The 16,719-nt window shown below is 42.9% G+C and carries 10 protein-coding genes and 1 pseudogene; 3 read left to right on the plus strand and 8 right to left on the minus strand.

Going from position 1 to position 16,719, the window contains the following annotated elements:
- Window positions 1-49 precede the first annotated feature (49 nt).
- From QUB35_RS25105 to QUB35_RS25120, 4 genes are all read right to left on the minus strand, one after another.
- On the minus strand, window positions 50-1,246 hold the full coding sequence (locus QUB35_RS25105) for a tetratricopeptide repeat protein (protein WP_333144392.1): 1,197 nt from the start codon (window positions 1,244-1,246) through the stop codon (window positions 50-52).
- Window positions 1,203-2,558, minus strand: coding sequence for a P-loop NTPase fold protein (locus QUB35_RS25110; protein ID WP_333144393.1), 1,356 nt, complete (start codon window positions 2,556-2,558; stop codon window positions 1,203-1,205). Before QUB35_RS25110 ends, QUB35_RS25105 begins: the two co-directional genes overlap by 44 nt.
- A 180-nt stretch (window positions 2,559-2,738) precedes the next feature.
- On the minus strand, window positions 2,739-3,260 hold the full coding sequence (locus tag QUB35_RS25115) for a tetratricopeptide repeat protein (RefSeq protein WP_333053443.1): 522 nt from the start codon (window positions 3,258-3,260) through the stop codon (window positions 2,739-2,741).
- Between the two features lie 47 nt (window positions 3,261-3,307).
- Window positions 3,308-3,667, minus strand: a complete 360-nt coding sequence (locus tag QUB35_RS25120; protein WP_333144394.1) for a single-stranded DNA-binding protein — start codon at window positions 3,665-3,667, stop codon at window positions 3,308-3,310.
- A 330-nt stretch (window positions 3,668-3,997) separates the two neighbouring features.
- Between QUB35_RS25120 and QUB35_RS25125 the strand changes: the two genes are divergently transcribed.
- The 3 genes from QUB35_RS25125 (at window position 3,998) to mreD (ending at window position 6,466) form a co-directional block, all read left to right on the plus strand.
- The gene (locus QUB35_RS25125) at window positions 3,998-5,005 is read left to right on the plus strand and encodes a rod shape-determining protein (RefSeq protein WP_006632285.1); all 1,008 of its coding nucleotides are present in this window, start codon (window positions 3,998-4,000) and stop codon (window positions 5,003-5,005) included.
- A gap of 91 nt (window positions 5,006-5,096) precedes the next feature.
- A complete protein-coding gene (mreC, locus tag QUB35_RS25130) occupies window positions 5,097-5,903 on the plus strand; it encodes a rod shape-determining protein MreC (RefSeq protein WP_333144395.1) in 807 nt (268 codons plus the stop codon).
- Window positions 5,900-6,466 carry a rod shape-determining protein MreD gene (mreD, locus tag QUB35_RS25135; protein ID WP_333144396.1) on the plus strand — a complete coding sequence of 189 codons (567 nt, stop codon included), beginning with the start codon at window positions 5,900-5,902 and terminating at the stop codon, window positions 6,464-6,466. Before mreC ends, mreD begins: the two co-directional genes overlap by 4 nt.
- A gap of 239 nt (window positions 6,467-6,705) precedes the next feature.
- On the opposite strand, the pseudogene QUB35_RS25140 reads toward mreD, so the two are convergent.
- The 4 genes and pseudogenes from QUB35_RS25140 to QUB35_RS25155 all read right to left on the minus strand — a co-directional run.
- Window positions 6,706-6,834 (minus strand): annotated as a pseudogene (locus QUB35_RS25140) (IS1 family transposase); the annotation flags it as partial.
- A gap of 664 nt (window positions 6,835-7,498) precedes the next feature.
- The gene (locus QUB35_RS25145; protein WP_333144397.1) at window positions 7,499-8,875 is read right to left on the minus strand and encodes an MFS transporter; all 1,377 of its coding nucleotides are present in this window, start codon (window positions 8,873-8,875) and stop codon (window positions 7,499-7,501) included.
- Between the two features lie 36 nt (window positions 8,876-8,911).
- Window positions 8,912-15,259: an amino acid adenylation domain-containing protein gene (locus QUB35_RS25150; protein ID WP_333144398.1), complete on the minus strand. Its 6,348-nt coding sequence runs from the start codon at window positions 15,257-15,259 to the stop codon at window positions 8,912-8,914.
- 213 nt (window positions 15,260-15,472) lie between these two features.
- Window positions 15,473-16,435 carry a sterol desaturase family protein gene (locus QUB35_RS25155; protein ID WP_333144399.1) on the minus strand — a complete coding sequence of 321 codons (963 nt, stop codon included), beginning with the start codon at window positions 16,433-16,435 and terminating at the stop codon, window positions 15,473-15,475.
- Window positions 16,436-16,719 lie beyond the last annotated feature (284 nt).

A 16,719-nucleotide genomic window follows, 5' to 3' on the forward strand; every position in this document is an offset into this window, starting at 1 on the left:
CTGGTGGCTGTGGGCTTTTTCATTCCTTTATTTTACCAGATGCCGCCACTTAAGTTTTTTTGACCTGAATCCTTACGCCAATCTTTCCCGTAAGTTCGAGAGATTCTTCATAAAATGCGATCGCCTTTGCTACTTCCCCAAGATTTGCATAAATTATTGCTAGATTGTGCAAAGTAGCAGCTTTCCCTCGAATATCGCCAATCTTTTCCTCAAGTTCCAGAGATTGTTCATAAAATGCGATGGCCTTTGCTACTTCCCCTTGATTGGCATAAATTCCTGCTAGACAGTCCAAAGTAGCAGCTTTCCCTTGAACATCGCCAATCTTTTCCTTAAGTTCGAGAGATTGTTCAGAAAATGCTATCGCCTTTGCTACTTCCCCTTGATTGGCATAAATTCCTGCTAGTTGGTGTAAAGTATTTGCTTTTAAAGATATGAACTCTTCATCATCTTTCGCCAAATCTAACGCTTGTTCCAGATAGTATTTTGCAGTTTTATATTCACTACGACTGCGATAGGCAACTCCCAACTCATTCAAAACCCTGATGCGAGTTTTCAAATCCCCTGGAGTTTCCTCGCGCCCATTCGAGGGAGTATATTCAATCAATAACCGTTTTAATAAATCGATCCGTTCCTGCTTTTCGGGCAACTCACAATTGCTAATCCTTTTGCTAGCATCCAGAGTTTGAGAAATAGCATCATCTCTAGTATTTACAGGAGTTTTGAACACAAAAGTTCCCGAATTCCAGGCCCAGAAATCCGGCGCATAATTAGCGACTCGCGTAATCGCATAATCCGGCAAACAAAAAATCATTGGATGCGGCACTTTAACCGGATAAGCATCTCGCACCCAATTAAAATCTACCAGCATCGGCGGATATTCCCCCGTCATCCCGATCGCATTTTCCAATCCCCGCACAATGAAAATCAACTTTTTGTCTGGTTGAACTTTGACTGTTGGCAAAACCTTCAGAATTTCATCCATCAAAAAGCGCATCTCAGGATCGGGAAAATCCCAAACCTCAAACTGCATCTCTTGACAATCGGGATGACTAATTAAAGCCTGAATAATCGCATCTCTATCCCTGGCAAAATTACAGTCGATAAATCCCAAATCAAAGGCATCGTCGGGAACAATATCGACAAACGTCAGCAATTGATCGAAAGACTCTTGATTGAGTTCAACAATCCTTTGCTGGTATATTTCAGGGATTTCCTTGAATTGATGCCAGGGCTTGTTGGAAAGCATAACTTTGTTTTACGAGTGGGTTGACATAATTCCACCGACTATTGCCGTTGTATTCCAAAACGGAAATATTGAATAATAAAGTTTGTCCGATTTCATCTTTATCAATATCTTTTTTGAGGCAAACTTGCGCTAATATGGTGTAATATTCTGCTGTAGGAGTAGACCTTTCAAAATCAAATTGCTGTTGCTTCAAAGCGTAAGTGACATCTTCTGCCAAAACTTTACTGTGTTTGCGAGTAATGGCTGTGCGAAAAGCCGATCTAGTCGTCTGCATCAATTGTCGCACATGACCGCCACTAGCTTTTGCCAAATCTAGCAACTGTTGTCGATCGTCAAATACGGCACTAACATCAACCCGTTTTTCGATCAAACTGGCAACTCCCTCTAATCTTTGCTGATTGTAATTTAAATCGCACTCACTGCGATTAAATTCATAAATATTCACCATTGGCACGATGTTGGGATTACCAAACAAATTGCTGACATTTTTATAGGAATAAATTACCGAAATCGGCACTGTATAAATAATTGTACAGTCTAGTTCTTGGAGTTGAGGAGCGTAATCAAAAAACAAATGATTGGCAACATTGGGAGGAATCCGGTCTAAGTTGTCAACAATCACCAAAAATCCTTTTTGATAGCGGTCGGGATATTTTCGTCTCAGCTTCTCAAAAGCATCTTTCAACAACAAATTAATATCTGTTTGCAAGCGGGACAAATTACGCTGAAGAGTTTCCCGAATCACCTGTTTTTGTTGACTAGAACCTTTGATTTGACCTAGCAATTTGGCTGTCAACTTATAAATAAAGGGAATTTCTGCTCCTACACTTGCTTCAGTTTCGACGCTAACGGAAGATTGAACAGTTTCTTCTGTTTCTTTAGTGACTTCTTTAAACCACGATTCAAAACGCTCTAAAAGTTTGGGGTCAAACTTCAATCGTAATTTAGTTAAATCATCAGCTACTTTGTTGATAAACAGCAAATATAAATCGGTATATTCTGCATCAAGAACATCTAGTTCCTGATCGAATTCTATGTAAATCACCCGATAGTCATTTTCCCACCGCGACTGAATGCGTTTTAACTCTGTACTTTTGCCGCATCCCCGATGCCCGGTAAACAAAATTGTGTTAAATTCTCCCGGTTCTTGAAGATCCAAATCCGTGCTAACATCCTCGATCGCCACTGTGTTGCGTACTGCGGACAAATCCACATAATATCGGGCAATATCATCGCCCGTTAGAGGCTTGACATCGCAAGCGCGGTAAGCTTCTTTGAGTGTTTTGGCGCGGTTGGGTGGGAGTGAAGTCATCGGATTGTATATTGTAGATTGTAGATGGAACCCACAGCTTATCTCGATCGCGGACGATCGGGATGTGGAGCTTTTTAACTCCTATGTTAACTCACATCTCGCACTATACTCAAGAACTAGCGATCGCTACCAACCGACCACAGAAACCGGGTTTTTTCGCGAATCCACTTCCAAAAATGATTAATAACTAAGAAATAAGCCGCCTAAAATTAGCCCGATCGCAATTAACGCCACCCAGATAAACCTATTATCTTTCGTATTAACCTGACTCAAATCTACAGGCTCTGGTACGACTGGCTTGGGTTTAGCGTACTTGATATCAGCGTTCGGATTGGATTGAAAACTGATTGATTGATTTTCATCTAAAGCTGCCAAATCAGGGATTTTCACCATCCATTCAGGAGGGATAGTGAGTTTGGGAGCTTCGAGAATGAACAGCAAGCGCTTTGCTTGCTGGCGGGTTTCTTGGCGGGGATGGCGGGTGAGCTTGCGGCAAAGCTCGATCGCCTTTTCTGTATTGCCAGAGGCTTCGTAGGCTGTCACTAGCCACATCTGCACCTCACCGCCCAACCGGGAATTTCGATCGACTAAACCGGTAGCTGTTTCTAAACTCTGCACAGCTTGAGCATACCGGCCACTCTCAAAAGCTACTTGCCCAGCTTGGTACTCAGTTTGAACAATTTCTAACTTTTCTGAAGTCACGAGCACCCACCCAATTCACAAATATTACTTCCCAAATTCCCCAAACGCTAGAATTCGCTGTTGTGTTGCGACCTATTCGATTCTGCATCCCGTTTAGAATCCAATAGCTCAAATCGGTCTACTTTAATGACAGGGGACGATCGGTTGGTTCCAGTGTTGCGATCTTGCCAGCGGTCGAACTTCAACGAACCCTTGACACCAATCAACCGACCCTTGCGAATATAGTCAGCAGCTATTTGTGCCTCCTTGCCCCAGAGTTCCAGATTGAACCAGTCTGGCTGATCGCTGCTCTTGGATGTGCGGTTGACTGCCAGCGTCAATCTGCACTTAACTGTACCCGACTCAAAATACTTTACGTCCGGGTCGCCGCCGACGCGGCCTACTAAATGCACAACATTAAGACTCATAAACTTTTTTTGGAATGTGGTCGATCGGTGATGTAGTTAAACAGTCCACACGGGCATTAGCCTCCAAACTGAACTTGGAACAGCGCTTGTGAGGCTTCATCCTGATTGTACACCCAGTTAGCAGAACATATTGATAGTGGATGATTGGCGAGTCTGCGCTCAACCTGAGCTCGACAATGTACATTTCTGACTAGACTCAGGATGAAAAACGTAATAGAATCCACCTCGGTTACACTTTTGTAACAACATTATTGCACACAATAGTATTTTAGTTTTTGGGGGGGGTACGAATCAGTGGGTCTTCTCAATCGATTTTCGTTATCTAGAGATATGGGTATCGACCTCGGTACTGCTAACACGCTCGTTTATGTATCGGGCAAAGGTATTGTTCTGCAGGAACCTTCTGTAGTGGCGATCGACCAAGATTTAAAAATACCGCTGGCTGTTGGAGAAGAAGCAAAAAAAATGCTCGGCCGCACGCCAGGGAACGTCATAGCACTGCGCCCGCTTCGCGACGGGGTAATTGCAGACTTCGATACGGCGGAACTGATGCTCAAGACTTTTATCCGCAGGGTTCACGAAGGCCGAAGCTTAGTTTCGCCGCGGATCATTATTGGCATCCCCAGCGGTGTCACCGGAGTCGAGAGGCGTGCTGTCATTGAGGCGGCGACTCAGGCCGGTGCTAGAGAAGTACGGTTAATTGATGAACCCATCGCTGCGGCGATCGGGGCTGGACTGCCTGTTGCTGAGGCGACTGGCAATATGATTATAGATATAGGCGGAGGTACGACGGAAGTTGCGGTTTTGAGTTTGCAAGGTACGGTGATCAGTGAGTCTGTGCGGGTAGCCGGCGACGAACTCAATGAGGCGATCGTCCAATACATGAAAAAAGTTCACAATTTGGTCATCGGCGAACGCACTGCTGAAGAAATTAAGATTCAGGTTGGTTCTGCATATCCAACTCCAGAGGATGACGATGTAATGATGGAAGTGCGGGGCTTGCACTTACTGTCGGGTTTGCCGCGAACTGTTACTATCAAAGGCCCAGAAATTCGCGAAAGTATGTCGGAACCGCTTTCAGTAATTGTGGAAGCTGTCAAGCGTACTTTGGAACGCACCCCGCCGGAATTAGCAGCAGATATTATTGACAGGGGAATTATGCTGGCTGGTGGTGGCGCGCTGATGAAAGGTTTAGATACTCTGATCAGTCACGAAACAGGAATTGTCACTCACGTGGCAGCCGATCCTCTGTGCTGCGTGGTTTTGGGAACTGGTAGAGTATTGGAAAACAAACAGTTGGAACGGGTTTTCAGCGGGCAGTCGTCGCGTAATATGTAGTTAACAAATTTGGGATTGTGGATTTAGAAATAAATACGGCTGCAATCTCAAATCTAAAATCCTGACTTAACAATTTTAGATTAGTGAAATTATGCTAAAAAATACATTCCGAAAGTGGTGGGATCTGCGGCTGCAAATTGCTCTTCTAGGTTTCGCTGTAACTGCCGCTTGGGGAGTTCGACAAACACAAGGTGCTGCCGTATTTGAAGTTTACAATTGGGTGACTCGTCCGTTTCACGCCAACGGATCAGCGCAAGAGGAACTCATCTCGGCGCGCACTCAAGAATTGCAAGCGCAACTATTAGAATTAGACAATCAAAATCAGAAGCTAAAAGAGCTTTTAGGTTACGTTTCGGCTAAGAAACCAGCAGGGATTGTGGCTCCTATTGTCGGCCGCAGTGCGGGCCACTGGTGGCAGCAAGTAACCTTGGGGCGCGGCAGTAACGATGGCATCAAAACAGATTTTACTGTGATGGGCCCCGGCGGTTTGGTAGGCAGAGTTGTCAGCGTTACTCCTAATACTAGCTTGGTGCTGTTAGTCAGCGACGCTACGAGTCAATTGGGTGTGGGAATTACCCGCAGTCGCCAGATGGGTTTTATGCGCGGGAAAGGCGGAAATCAGGCTGTGATGGAGTTTTTTGATAATGTTCCCAATGTCAAGCCTGGGGATGTGGTTTCAACTTCTTCTTACAGTCAGTTGTTCCCTCCTGGTTTGCCTGTGGGAAAAGTGGTTTCGGTGGATATGAATAAAACTCCGGCTCCCGAAGCTGTGGTTGAGTTCTCTGCACCGATGAATGCTCTGGAGTGGGCGGTGGTTTACCCGCACTCTAAGCAAGCCGAATCGAAGGATTCGCCGAGTCAATCTTCAGCAGCATCTGAGGGAGCACAGCAACAATGAAAGCTTTATCTCGGATGTCTTCGCGATCGCGCCAATTTCTCAACTTCGCAGTTACATTTCTATCTGTGATGCTGTGCATACTGATATTGCCCACTCGGATGCCGGGAATGGAATTGCTGGGAATTGGACCAAACTGGCTGTTAATTTGGTTGGTAGCTTGGAGTATTAAGCGGAAACGTACAGTTTGGGGAGCTGCTAGCATGGGCTTGGTTTTGGGGTTTCTTCAAGATGCGATGACGGCTCCTCATCCCAGCCACGCTGTGAGTCTAGTAGTTGTAGGAGTCCTAACAGTTGTTTTGCAGAAAACCTGGTCGATTCCGGTAGATATTGTTGAGAGAGATCCGATTCCGATCGCATTAATTGTGTTTGGGATGGCGGTGGTAGCGGAAACGGTGATGGGGCTGCAATTTTTTGCTATGGGCGATCGGGCTTTACTGGAAATTTGGAGCTATCACCAGCGAGTGGCTTTGTGTTCTGCTATTCTTAGCAGTCTTTGGGCTCCGGTGATTTATTTTCCGCTCAATCGCTTGTGGGAAATGACCAGGAATTTAGAAAAATCTTAGTCATTAGTCATTAGTCATTAGTCATTAGTCATTAGACCTCTCCAACAAATAAACTATCATGCGATCGCTTGTGCTGTGATTTCTCCACTCTTGCCATCGGGATGGAAGCGATATATCAGTACACGGTCGGCTTCCAGAGTATTTAGAATCTCTTCTACGGAGGTGCTAAAGATGTCTTTTGAGTTGAGAGATTGACGAATGCGAGAAGTAAAGTTGGCGTTGCTGAATAGCGGTATGAATTATTGAGGAACCGGAACATCCCAGAATTTCAGATAATGTAGTAACAATCTAATTGAGTGTCTCAGTAGTTATTCTGATTTGGAATAGCACAGTGTCTGGCGATGCAGTCGAGCAAGGTAGTGTCTAAGCCCTGGGGGGGTGACAACCCGCCTGAAACCAAGAGTGGATAAAGGGTGGGCTGATTTGTGGTAAAAAAAGATAGGCAGCCTGTGTTGTTACACGCTAGCCTATCTCAAAAAATATGTTACCAACATTTTATCAGACCCACTTACAAAAACAACTGACCCAGACCCAATTTATTCTACTCACAATCTTGCTCTCTTTGATACAATCCGAGAAACAAGTGAGATTAGAACGGCTCGCACTCCTTATTTCCCTATCCAATTACAACTGAAAGTCGGCGTCGCAAATTGCAGAGATTTTTGGAAATACCTCAATTAACGATCGTACGCTCTTTGGTTTCCCTTAATCACTTATTGGTTAACAACTTATTGCTCTGTGGGACAAACCCTATCAGTTTCGATAGAGCGGACTCAATGGGGCTGTATCAATCTTTTGACGATCGCCCTCATCTGGCAGAAAAGAGCCATCTCCTTATACTGGTGTTTGTTACCCAAATAGTACCAGGAACTTCGTTATATTTTCAAGGAGTGAGGGTCAGAAAACTAGGCTAGTAGCAGGATTTGAGATTGCTTGTAAATGGAAACGAAAATATAGCAATCCCAAACCAAATGTGAGAAACTAGAGAGGTAATAAATCTTAGTCAGATGCTGTATGAAACCACCCTGCATATCATAGGGAGTTAGGATGGGTAACTTTCTGGCTTAGGCATTCATCGATATCTTGTGAAAAGTCAAGTTGATCCGAGAAAGGATTTATATCCGGTAACTCATCTTCCAGCAGACGCAGACGGGGATAAAAGTAGGCAATGAAGGTGACAAAGATGCTAAATATACCCATGATGACATACATCAAACCAATACCGCGACCATGCCCAACACCAATAATTTGCCCAATGCTAGCTGCTCCCAACCCATCAGCAGCCATCAACGGTTCAAAAACTTGGTCGGCTAGTGGCCCTGATATCAGATAAGAAAGCGGCAGAAAACCCTGAGTCATCGTGGTACGGAATGCAAAGACCCTTCCCTGTACCTCTGGAGCAACTTTCTTTTGGAAGATGACTTGGATTGCACCATTAACGATTGGGAGTATAAAAAATATAAAGAAATTAGAGATAGTAAACAGAATCGGACTAGGACGCAAGCCAGCTAACACATAGAATAAACCAAAAAAAAGCATCGAGATAAATATGATATTTATCTGGCGCTGTAGTCCTCCCCACAAACTCATAATAAAACTACCGACTAACATCCCAGAGCTAGCAATAGAAGAGATTGTCCCCAGACTTTGAACGGAAGTGAACGAAAGTACCAGAGGTGTAGTTAGAGCTTCATCGAAACCGATGAGGAAGTTACTGATAGCAATAAATATGACTAACCCAATCAGTCCAGGTCGCTCAATTAAATAATTCCATCCAAAAGACACTTCTTTCCAGAATGAAGAGAATAACCCTACTTCTTCATTAGCTTCTTTGGTCTGAACTTCAGGGAACTTAACCAGTAGCAAACAAACCAGGGCAAAGCACAAAGTTGTCAGATCAATGATAATAACTCCCGGAATTTGGACAGTTGCCAGCAGTGCAGTTGCCAGCACTGGCGAGAGAATTTCCGCAATAGCCAACCTAATCTGCGTCATCGAACTAGCACGACCAAGTTGTTCTTTAGACACCAGTAATGTAGTGGCTGAAGAATAGGCGAGGGACTGAAAGGCACTGAAGCCGGAGCTAATAGCACTAATTAGGCACAGACTCCAGGCTTCTAGGTTGCCATTCATAAATAACCAGGCAATGGTTAAGGTACACAGACCAGCGCAGAAGTCACTAATAATCATGATCCAGCGACGACTCCAGCGATCGACAAACACTCCAGCAATGGGGGAGATAATAATCGCAGGTAAGGTCGTTGATAGAATCAGGAGAGTGAACTGGGTGTTTGAGTTAGTATGCTGATAAATCCAAATACTCAGAGCAAAACTGGTCATGCGAGAGCCAACCAGAGATAGCACCTGACCAATCCAGATCAAGATAAAAACACTCATGCTTTGAATCATAGATACCGGAGGATAAAAGAAAGGTTTGCCCTCAAATTATGCAAATTCAGAAACCGGGCTGGTTGGATGTTGGACAAGCTTCTCTAGAATTTCCTGGTAATTGCTAAACAGAAACTCAATGGTTTCATTTGTAAATAGCTCTGTGCTGTACAAGACTTTAATTTCAATGGTTGGGTTATTTACAGAAGGTGAAGAAACATAAATTTCTAGAGCATTTTCCTGAGACCACAAGCGGTGATCGCGCTTAATTGATACAAAGTCTACATCTAACATCCAGTCATGCCAATTTTGTGCGGGTAGCATGGTCACGGCTGCTGAGAGGTTAAGTGGTTGTTTGCTAGTGATAGCATTAATGACTTTTCGATCAGAAATTTCTCTATTGTTGATTGCTTCTGTGAAAGTTTCTTTCACCTGCTCAAAAAGAGCAAGTCCCGTTTGCTCAGATGAGATATGCGATCGCAAAATTACGTCGTTGATAAAGCAACCGAGCATTTTTTCGGTTTCTACTGTGCTACGATTACCAACTGTTGCCATGACTAAAATGTCATTTTTACCAGTGTACTTGAACAAAAGTATCTTCAGAGCAGTCAGAATGATGACAAAGATGGTGACTCCTTGAGAACGGCTGAGGGTTTCGATTGATGCCACAAGACTGGCTGGCAGAACTACAGAATAAATAGATGCGCTTCTACTGTTACAAAGCTGTGGTTGATTGCTTGACACCACATCAGATGCTAGTGAAGGATTAGTCAGTTTTTGCAGCCAATAAACAAGTTGCTGTTCTATTACCTTTTCATTAAAGTATTTCCTGTGCCAGAGGGTAAAATCTGCGTACTGAACAGGTAATTCGGGTAGGGGTGAAGGTAAACCGTTGGCAAAAGCTTTATAGAGTATTCCTAACTCCTCCAACAAGAGTCCAAATGACCACCCATCAGTGATGATATGGTGCATATTTAGTGTCAACCAATGCTCCTGTTGAGCTAATCGCAGCAAGGTTGTTTTGATCAGAGGACCCGCAGCTAGATTAAAATGGTGCTGATATTCCAGAGCAGCAAGTTTTTCGGCTTCAGATGTTCGCTCTCTGTGAGGTAGGTTTTGTAAGTCTACGATCTTCAACGGTATGGTTAGGGACGGGGTAATGATTTGTACGGGTTGACCTTCTACCACAGTAAAGGTAGTACGTAATATTTCATGACGGCGAATAATCTCATTGAAGCTAGACTCCAACACGCTTGCAGAGAGGGAGCCAGTGAAACGTAAAACAAAAAAGCTGTTGTAGGCGAAACTTTCAGGAGCTAATTGTTGTAAATACAATATAGGCTCTTGTGCAAAAGATAGTGGTATATATGTATCTCGTACTTGAGGGAGAAGAGGTGGTAAGGTGTTCGATGTCATACCACTTGCACTCTGCTCCTGTACCTCAAGCTGATGAGCAGTTATCACTTGACTAAGTGCAGCTATAGTAGGTGCTTCAAATAGAGAGCGCAGAGGAAGTTCGATCGCAAAACTTTCTCGAATGCGAGATATTACAGATGTTATCAGGAGAGAGTGTCCCCCCAATTCAAAGAAGTTATCATGGATGCCTACCTGCTGACGATGTAACACTGTACACCAGATTTCGGCTAATTGTTCTTCAAGCCAATTACGAGGTGCGACAAAAGCGGCTTCTAGTTCTGAATTTGTTGTCTCTGGCTTTGGCAGAGTTTGCCGATCCACTTTACCATTAGGAGTCAGGGGTAAGGCTTTGAGCGTCACAAAAGCCGCTGGTATCATATATTCAGGCAGGTGTTCTTTCAGAAACTGACGCAATTTACTACTGGTCAATGTTTCTGTTTCACTCACAATATAAGCCATTAAATATTTATTTCCTGGATCGTCTTCCCGGACAATTACCACCGCTTGCTGAACTTGGGGATGTTGGCTCAGTGCCGTTTCAATTTCTCCTGGTTCAATGCGAAACCCGCGAATTTTAACTTGGTGATCAATGCGTCCCAGAAATTCAACATTTCCATCTGGTAAAAAGCGTGCCAAGTCTCCAGTTTTATAAAGTCGCTCATCTTCCACAAAAGGGTTAGCAATAAATCGCTCAGATGTTAAGTCTGGACGATTGAAATACCCTCTGGCTAAACCTGCACCACCAAGGTAAAGTTCTCCTGATACACCAATAGGTACAGGTTGCAAATAGCGATCGAGAATATAGCTTTGGGTATTGGCGATCGCTCGACCAATAGGAACTGTTTCTGCTTTTGGTTCTATGTGCTGGATATGATACCAGGTGGAAAAAGTTGTATTCTCGGTAGGACCGTAAACGTGTAACAACTTTTGGGGCGCACCTGCTGCTAACAACTGTCGCACCCGCCGGGTGTCAACAGCTTCACCACCAAATAATAAGTAGCGTAGGGATGCAAATGCTAACGGCACTTCTTGAATCATTTGGTTAAACAGTGCCGTAGTGATAAATAGGGTTGTAACTCCCTGAGTTTGTAAGCTGCTGGCAAAATCTCGCGGTGAGAGGACTGTTTCTCTTTCCAACATCGCTACTTTTGCACCATTGAGTAATGCTCCCCAAATTTCAAAGGTAGCAGCGTCAAAGGAGGTATTAGAAGCTTGGGCGATGACATCTTTTGGTTGTAAATCTATATAGTCCGTATTTCGTATTAATCGCACCACCCCGCGATGAGGAACCATCACACCTTTAGGTTGACCTGTTGACCCTGATGTGTATATGACATAAGCCAAATTATCGGCGGTGGTATTACACTTTAAGTTCTGCTGGCTCTCTTGGCAAATTACAGACCAGTCGCTATCTATACAAATCTGCTCAACAGTGGTCAGTTGTCCCCATAGCTGCTGTTCTGTCAACAGTAAAAAGGCTTGTGCATCTTGGAGCATAAACGCCAAGCGCTCGCTGGGATAGGTGGGATCTAGAGGTAAATAAGCACCACCAGCTTTGAGAATCCCTAGCATGGCTACGATTGTATTAGGCGATCGCTCTAAACAAATTCCCACCAAAGTTTCTTCACCCACACCCAGCTTTTGCAAATAATGTGCCAGTTGATTGGCTCGATGATTTAACTCCCGATAGGTGAGTTGTTGATTTTTGAATCCTACCGCTACCGCATTAGGCGTTTTTTCTACTTGCTCCTCAAATAATTGATGGATACATTGATGAGGATAATTAGTTTGGGTCTGATTCCATTCAATTAGTAATTCATGCTGTTCTGCTGCTGTTAGTAATGGTAATTGCCCCACGCACTCGTCTGGATTGGTAGCGATCGCCTCTACCAAGGTTTGAAAATGCTCTGCCATCCGTGCAATGGTGCCAGCATCAAACAAGTTGGCATTATATTCAAATGCCCCCCTGAGTTCTGAGTCTATTTCCTGCATCGACAGGGTTAAATCAAAAGTCGCACCTGCGGTCGGTCTGTCTAATTCGATCTGCGTTACACTCAAACCGGGCAATTCCAGTTTTTCCACTGGGGAGTTTTGCAATACGAACATCACCTGGAATAGCGGACTGTGGCTGAGGAGACGTTGTGGTTGCAGAAATTCAACCAGTCGATCGAAAGGTACATCTTGGTGAGAGTAAGCATTGAGCGCAACCTGTCGCACCTGAGCTAGAAGTTCTCTAAATGTGGGGTTGTTCTCTAAGCCGGTGCGTAAAACCAGAGTGTTGACAAAAAAACCAATTAATGACTCAAGGGCTGGACGGTTGCGGTTAGTAATAGGAGAGCCGATGACAATATCTTCCTGACCAGTGTAGCGATAAAGCAACGTCGCAAAAGCCGCTTGGAGAGTCATAAATAGCGAAGCACCTGACTTCTGACTTAGGGTTTTCAGCTTGCTAGTCAGGTCATAACCCAACTTAAACCTCTCGATGCTGCTACGAAATGTCTGGATAGCAGAACGCGGTCGGTCTGTTGGTAGTTTTATTACAGGTGGAGCATCTGCTAATTGTTGTTTCCAGTAGTTTAGCTGGGTGGTGATAATATCATTTTGCTGCCACTGACGTTGCCAGTAAGCGTAATCTGCATATTGAATCGGCAAATCTGGTAAGGGAGAAGCGGTATAAAAATTAGACAATTCTTTAAAGAAAATTCCCACTGACCAAGCATCAGAGATAATATGGTGCATTGTCACCAGCAACACATGGGACTCTGACTCTATGCAAATGAGTTTGACTCTTAATAAAGGTGCAGTGCTTAAATCAAAAGGTTTTGTATATTCTGCGGTAATTAATCTTTGTAATTCAGTCAGTCGCTCAACTTCTGGTAATTCTTGTAAGTCCACTAATGGTAAAGTAAATGGTAGAGTTGCAGCAATAAATTGCACTGGTTTTTCATCTACCATGCCAAAGGAAGTACGCAGGGTTTCATGGCGTTGAATAATTGACTCTATACCTTGTTGGAGTGCTGTTAAATTCAGCCGACCAACTAAACGCAACGCTCTGGCAATATTATAGGCAGCATTTGCCCCTTCCATTTGGTCGAGAAACCAAAATCGCTGCTGAATCAAAGATAAAGGTAATTCAACAGAACGGTCAAGTGACTCTAATATTGGTAAGGTTTGATTTTGCTGGTTGTGATAATAGGAAGCTTCAATATGTTCGCTTAAACTGGCTACAGTAAGCGATTCAAATAAAACGCTGACCGATAATTCCACAGATAAGGCTTCGCGCAATCTAGATATAACTAAACTGGCAAGCAGGGAATGTCCTCCCAATTCCAAAAAATTATCATAAATACCTACTTTTTGCAGTCGTAAAACTTCCGCCCAAATGTTAGCTATAACTTGTTCTTTTGGGGTACGGGGTGCAACAAAGTTACGAATCTCAGCAGATATATTTGGTGCAGGTAAACTGTTGCGGTCTAATTTGCCGTTGGGTAATACTGACAGTTTCTCCATCAGCACAAAGGCATTAGGAACCATATAATCTGGTAGTTTTTGCTCTAAAAAACTGCGGATTTCTCCCCAATTAAAGGCTTGATTGTTAGCTACAATATAGGCTACTAGGCGCTGGTCTCCTGGGATATCTTCTCTTACAGTGACTATACCTTCCCGGATATTAGGATGAAATTTCAATACTGATTCGATTTCTTCCAGTTCAACTCGCATCCCCCGGATATTTACCTGCAGGTCGATACGACCAAGAATTTCTAAAGTACCGTCGCTTGAGTAGCGAGCTACATCACCAGTTTTAAAAAGTCGCTGTTGTGGATTAAAGGGATTAGAGATAAAATTTTCTGCATTGGCTTGAGTCCGGTGAAGATAGCCACGAGCTAAGGTAGAACCTGCAACATATACTTCACCAGATTCATTAGTTTTTACTGGTTCAAGATGGGAATTGAGTACATAAACCTGCTGAATGTTTTCCAGAGGATGACCGACTGGGACATATCCCTCTTCCAGGTTGCAGTCCTCTGGAATGGGATAAAAACCATGTCCAATAGTTTCTGTTTGACCTAAAACATTAAAAAAGCGGGGTGGTGTTTTAAAGAGGTTGCGTAACTTTTTAATTAATTGATAGGGTAGTAATTCGCCACCAAATACTATTAATCTTAATTTTGATTCGCTTAATGCTTCAGTATATTTTATATCTAAGCTTTCTAAAGCCATCAGTCCATAACGCCACACGGAAGGTACACCATCAGAGATAGTGACACCCTGTGTTTGGATTAATTCAAATAGGCTCAGGGGAGTTCTAGTTTGTTCACGGGTGGCAATGATACTTGTAGCACCTTGGGATAAAGGCAAGAATAATTGTCTGACTGAGGCAGTAAAAGAGAAAGAAGCTGTGTGGAGATAAACATCATTGCTATTAACTGGTAATATTTTAGCGATCGCTTGCAAATAATATCCAACACTGGCGTGGGGCATTTGTACTCCTTTTGGCTTGCCAGTAGAGCCAGAAGTATATATTAAGTAAGCGAGATTTTCTGGTGTCACATCACACACTGGATTCTCTTGGCTTTGTTGCTCAATTTTCTGCCAGTCTGCATCAAGACAAATCACTGAAGCGGTAATAACAGGTAGTATCTCTATCCACTCTGTCTTAGTTAAAACCACTTTTAAGTTAGTATCCTCTAACATAAATGCCAGACGTTCTTGGGGATAAGCAGGGTCTAAAGGAACGTAAGCTCCACCCGCTTTAAGGATACCGAGAATTCCTATAATTACTTCAATAGAGCGCTCTACGCATAGACCCACCAATACCTCTGATCTTACCCCCATCACTTGCAAGTGATGTGCCAATTGATTAGCTTTTGCATTCAATTCTCTGTAGGTCAATTGCTGGTTTTTAAATACGACTGCTACTGCATTAGGTGTTTTTTCTACCTGGTCTGCAAATACCTGATGAATACACTTGTTTTGAGAATATTTCATTTCTGTTGTTAGATGTGAATCTTGATTAAAGACAGTGGTCTGATGGCGTGAATCTAAGGGTTCTTTGTTCATATTAACTGCTATAAAATGACGGCAATAACTATTTTTTAGTAGCGCGAATCCATTACTATTATACTTAACCACCTATAGCTGTTCTCAATTAAGTAAATGCCAGATGGGAAAATATCAACAGTGAGTTAAAAGGCATTTACATCAGACTGACTTTTTGCTGATTCCCTGCCTAATTGCTCTCAAAGGCTGTAAAAATATATTGGTGACACTATTAAACAAATTTGATTCTCCATTGGCTAAACCAAAGCTCAATTTTTCATAGTTGCTTGGCACGTATAAACTGCAAAACATCAAGTCCCAAAATGCGAAAATATAACTAAAGTTTTTATCATAATGTTTGGGGTCTACACTATGATGAATTTGGTGTTGTGCTGGACTGATGAAAATATGACTGAGCCACTGAGGATAAGCTAACCAGATATGAGAATGACGCAAGTTATATCCTGCTAAATAAAAGATAAAAATCTCAAAGCTGACTCCATAAACTAATAGCTCTTTCATCGCGTTCCCAAATAAGTACATCCAGATGCCCGCTCCGAAATTAGTGATTGTAACAATCGTTATTGTACCTAAAAACAGCTCGAATGGATGAATGCGATATACCGTCAATGGTGTGATGACTTCGGCTGAATGATGTACTTTATGGAATTCCCACAAAATAGGAATTTTATGAGCCAGATAATGGTAGAAAAAATTAGCAAAGTCACCTAATAATGCTAAAAAAATGCTGAATATGATATGCTGCCATAATTGGGGAATCGTGACGACAAAAGGTGTGGTGATGCCCGTAATTTGGATCAAAATTTGGCAAGTTATATCGGCAACATTTGCTACAAATAGTGTTGTTGGCACTACGAAAAATATCTCGAACAAGGAAATACAAAAAAAATATTTGTATTGAGTAATAGATGAGGGATGTAAATAAACTTCTTTAGGTAAAAGGTATTCTAGTAAATTTTTCTGTTTGTCCCGATTTGCTGAACCAAATATATATAGTATTGTCGCCAGTAAAACACTTGAAAGCACATACAACCAATAAATTCGAGATGATGCCAGAAATGGTATTTGAAATGGATACAAAAGACTGTTGAATATTTCCTTCATTTTTGCTGTGTTGCCAAAATTTGACTTAGAGACAATGTATGTACTTACTTAAAAAGTGGGCGTTGCTTAATACAGGTATGAATTGAAGAGTTCGGAATTGCCACAAGCCAAGTAGGGTGGGTTTTGTAACTTTAAGCAAAAAGTTGGTTCATACCGTTAATCAGCAACGCCGGACGGTCTTATTGGTCTATGACGTTCCGCTACGCCCTCGTCCCAAGGGGACACAGGCAAGGGACGCTATCGAGGTTTCTCGTCTCAAAAATATCAATTTTGCACCCTGAAAA

This window comes from Microcoleus sp. B13-B6 (genome assembly GCF_036705405.1).
Lineage (GTDB): Bacteria > Cyanobacteriota > Cyanobacteriia > Cyanobacteriales > Microcoleaceae > Microcoleus.

What these genes read in the sequence shown, in the direction of transcription:
- QUB35_RS25110 (WP_333144393.1), bottom strand. Translation starts at nt 2,558, where the DNA reads ATGACTTCACTCCCACCCAACCGCGCCAAAACACTCAAAGAAGCTTAC.
- QUB35_RS25125 (WP_006632285.1), top strand. Translation starts at nt 3,998, where the DNA reads ATGGGTATCGACCTCGGTACTGCTAACACGCTCGTTTATGTATCGGGC.
- mreC (WP_333144395.1), top strand. Translation starts at nt 5,097, where the DNA reads ATGCTAAAAAATACATTCCGAAAGTGGTGGGATCTGCGGCTGCAAATT.
- QUB35_RS25155 (WP_333144399.1), bottom strand. Translation starts at nt 16,435, where the DNA reads ATGAAGGAAATATTCAACAGTCTTTTGTATCCATTTCAAATACCATTT.
- QUB35_RS25150 (WP_333144398.1), bottom strand. Translation starts at nt 15,259, where the DNA reads ATGAAATATTCTCAAAACAAGTGTATTCATCAGGTATTTGCAGACCAG.
- mreD (WP_333144396.1), top strand. Translation starts at nt 5,900, where the DNA reads ATGAAAGCTTTATCTCGGATGTCTTCGCGATCGCGCCAATTTCTCAAC.
- QUB35_RS25105 (WP_333144392.1), bottom strand. Translation starts at nt 1,246, where the DNA reads ATGCTTTCCAACAAGCCCTGGCATCAATTCAAGGAAATCCCTGAAATA.
- QUB35_RS25145 (WP_333144397.1), bottom strand. Translation starts at nt 8,875, where the DNA reads ATGATTCAAAGCATGAGTGTTTTTATCTTGATCTGGATTGGTCAGGTG.
- QUB35_RS25120 (WP_333144394.1), bottom strand. Translation starts at nt 3,667, where the DNA reads ATGAGTCTTAATGTTGTGCATTTAGTAGGCCGCGTCGGCGGCGACCCG.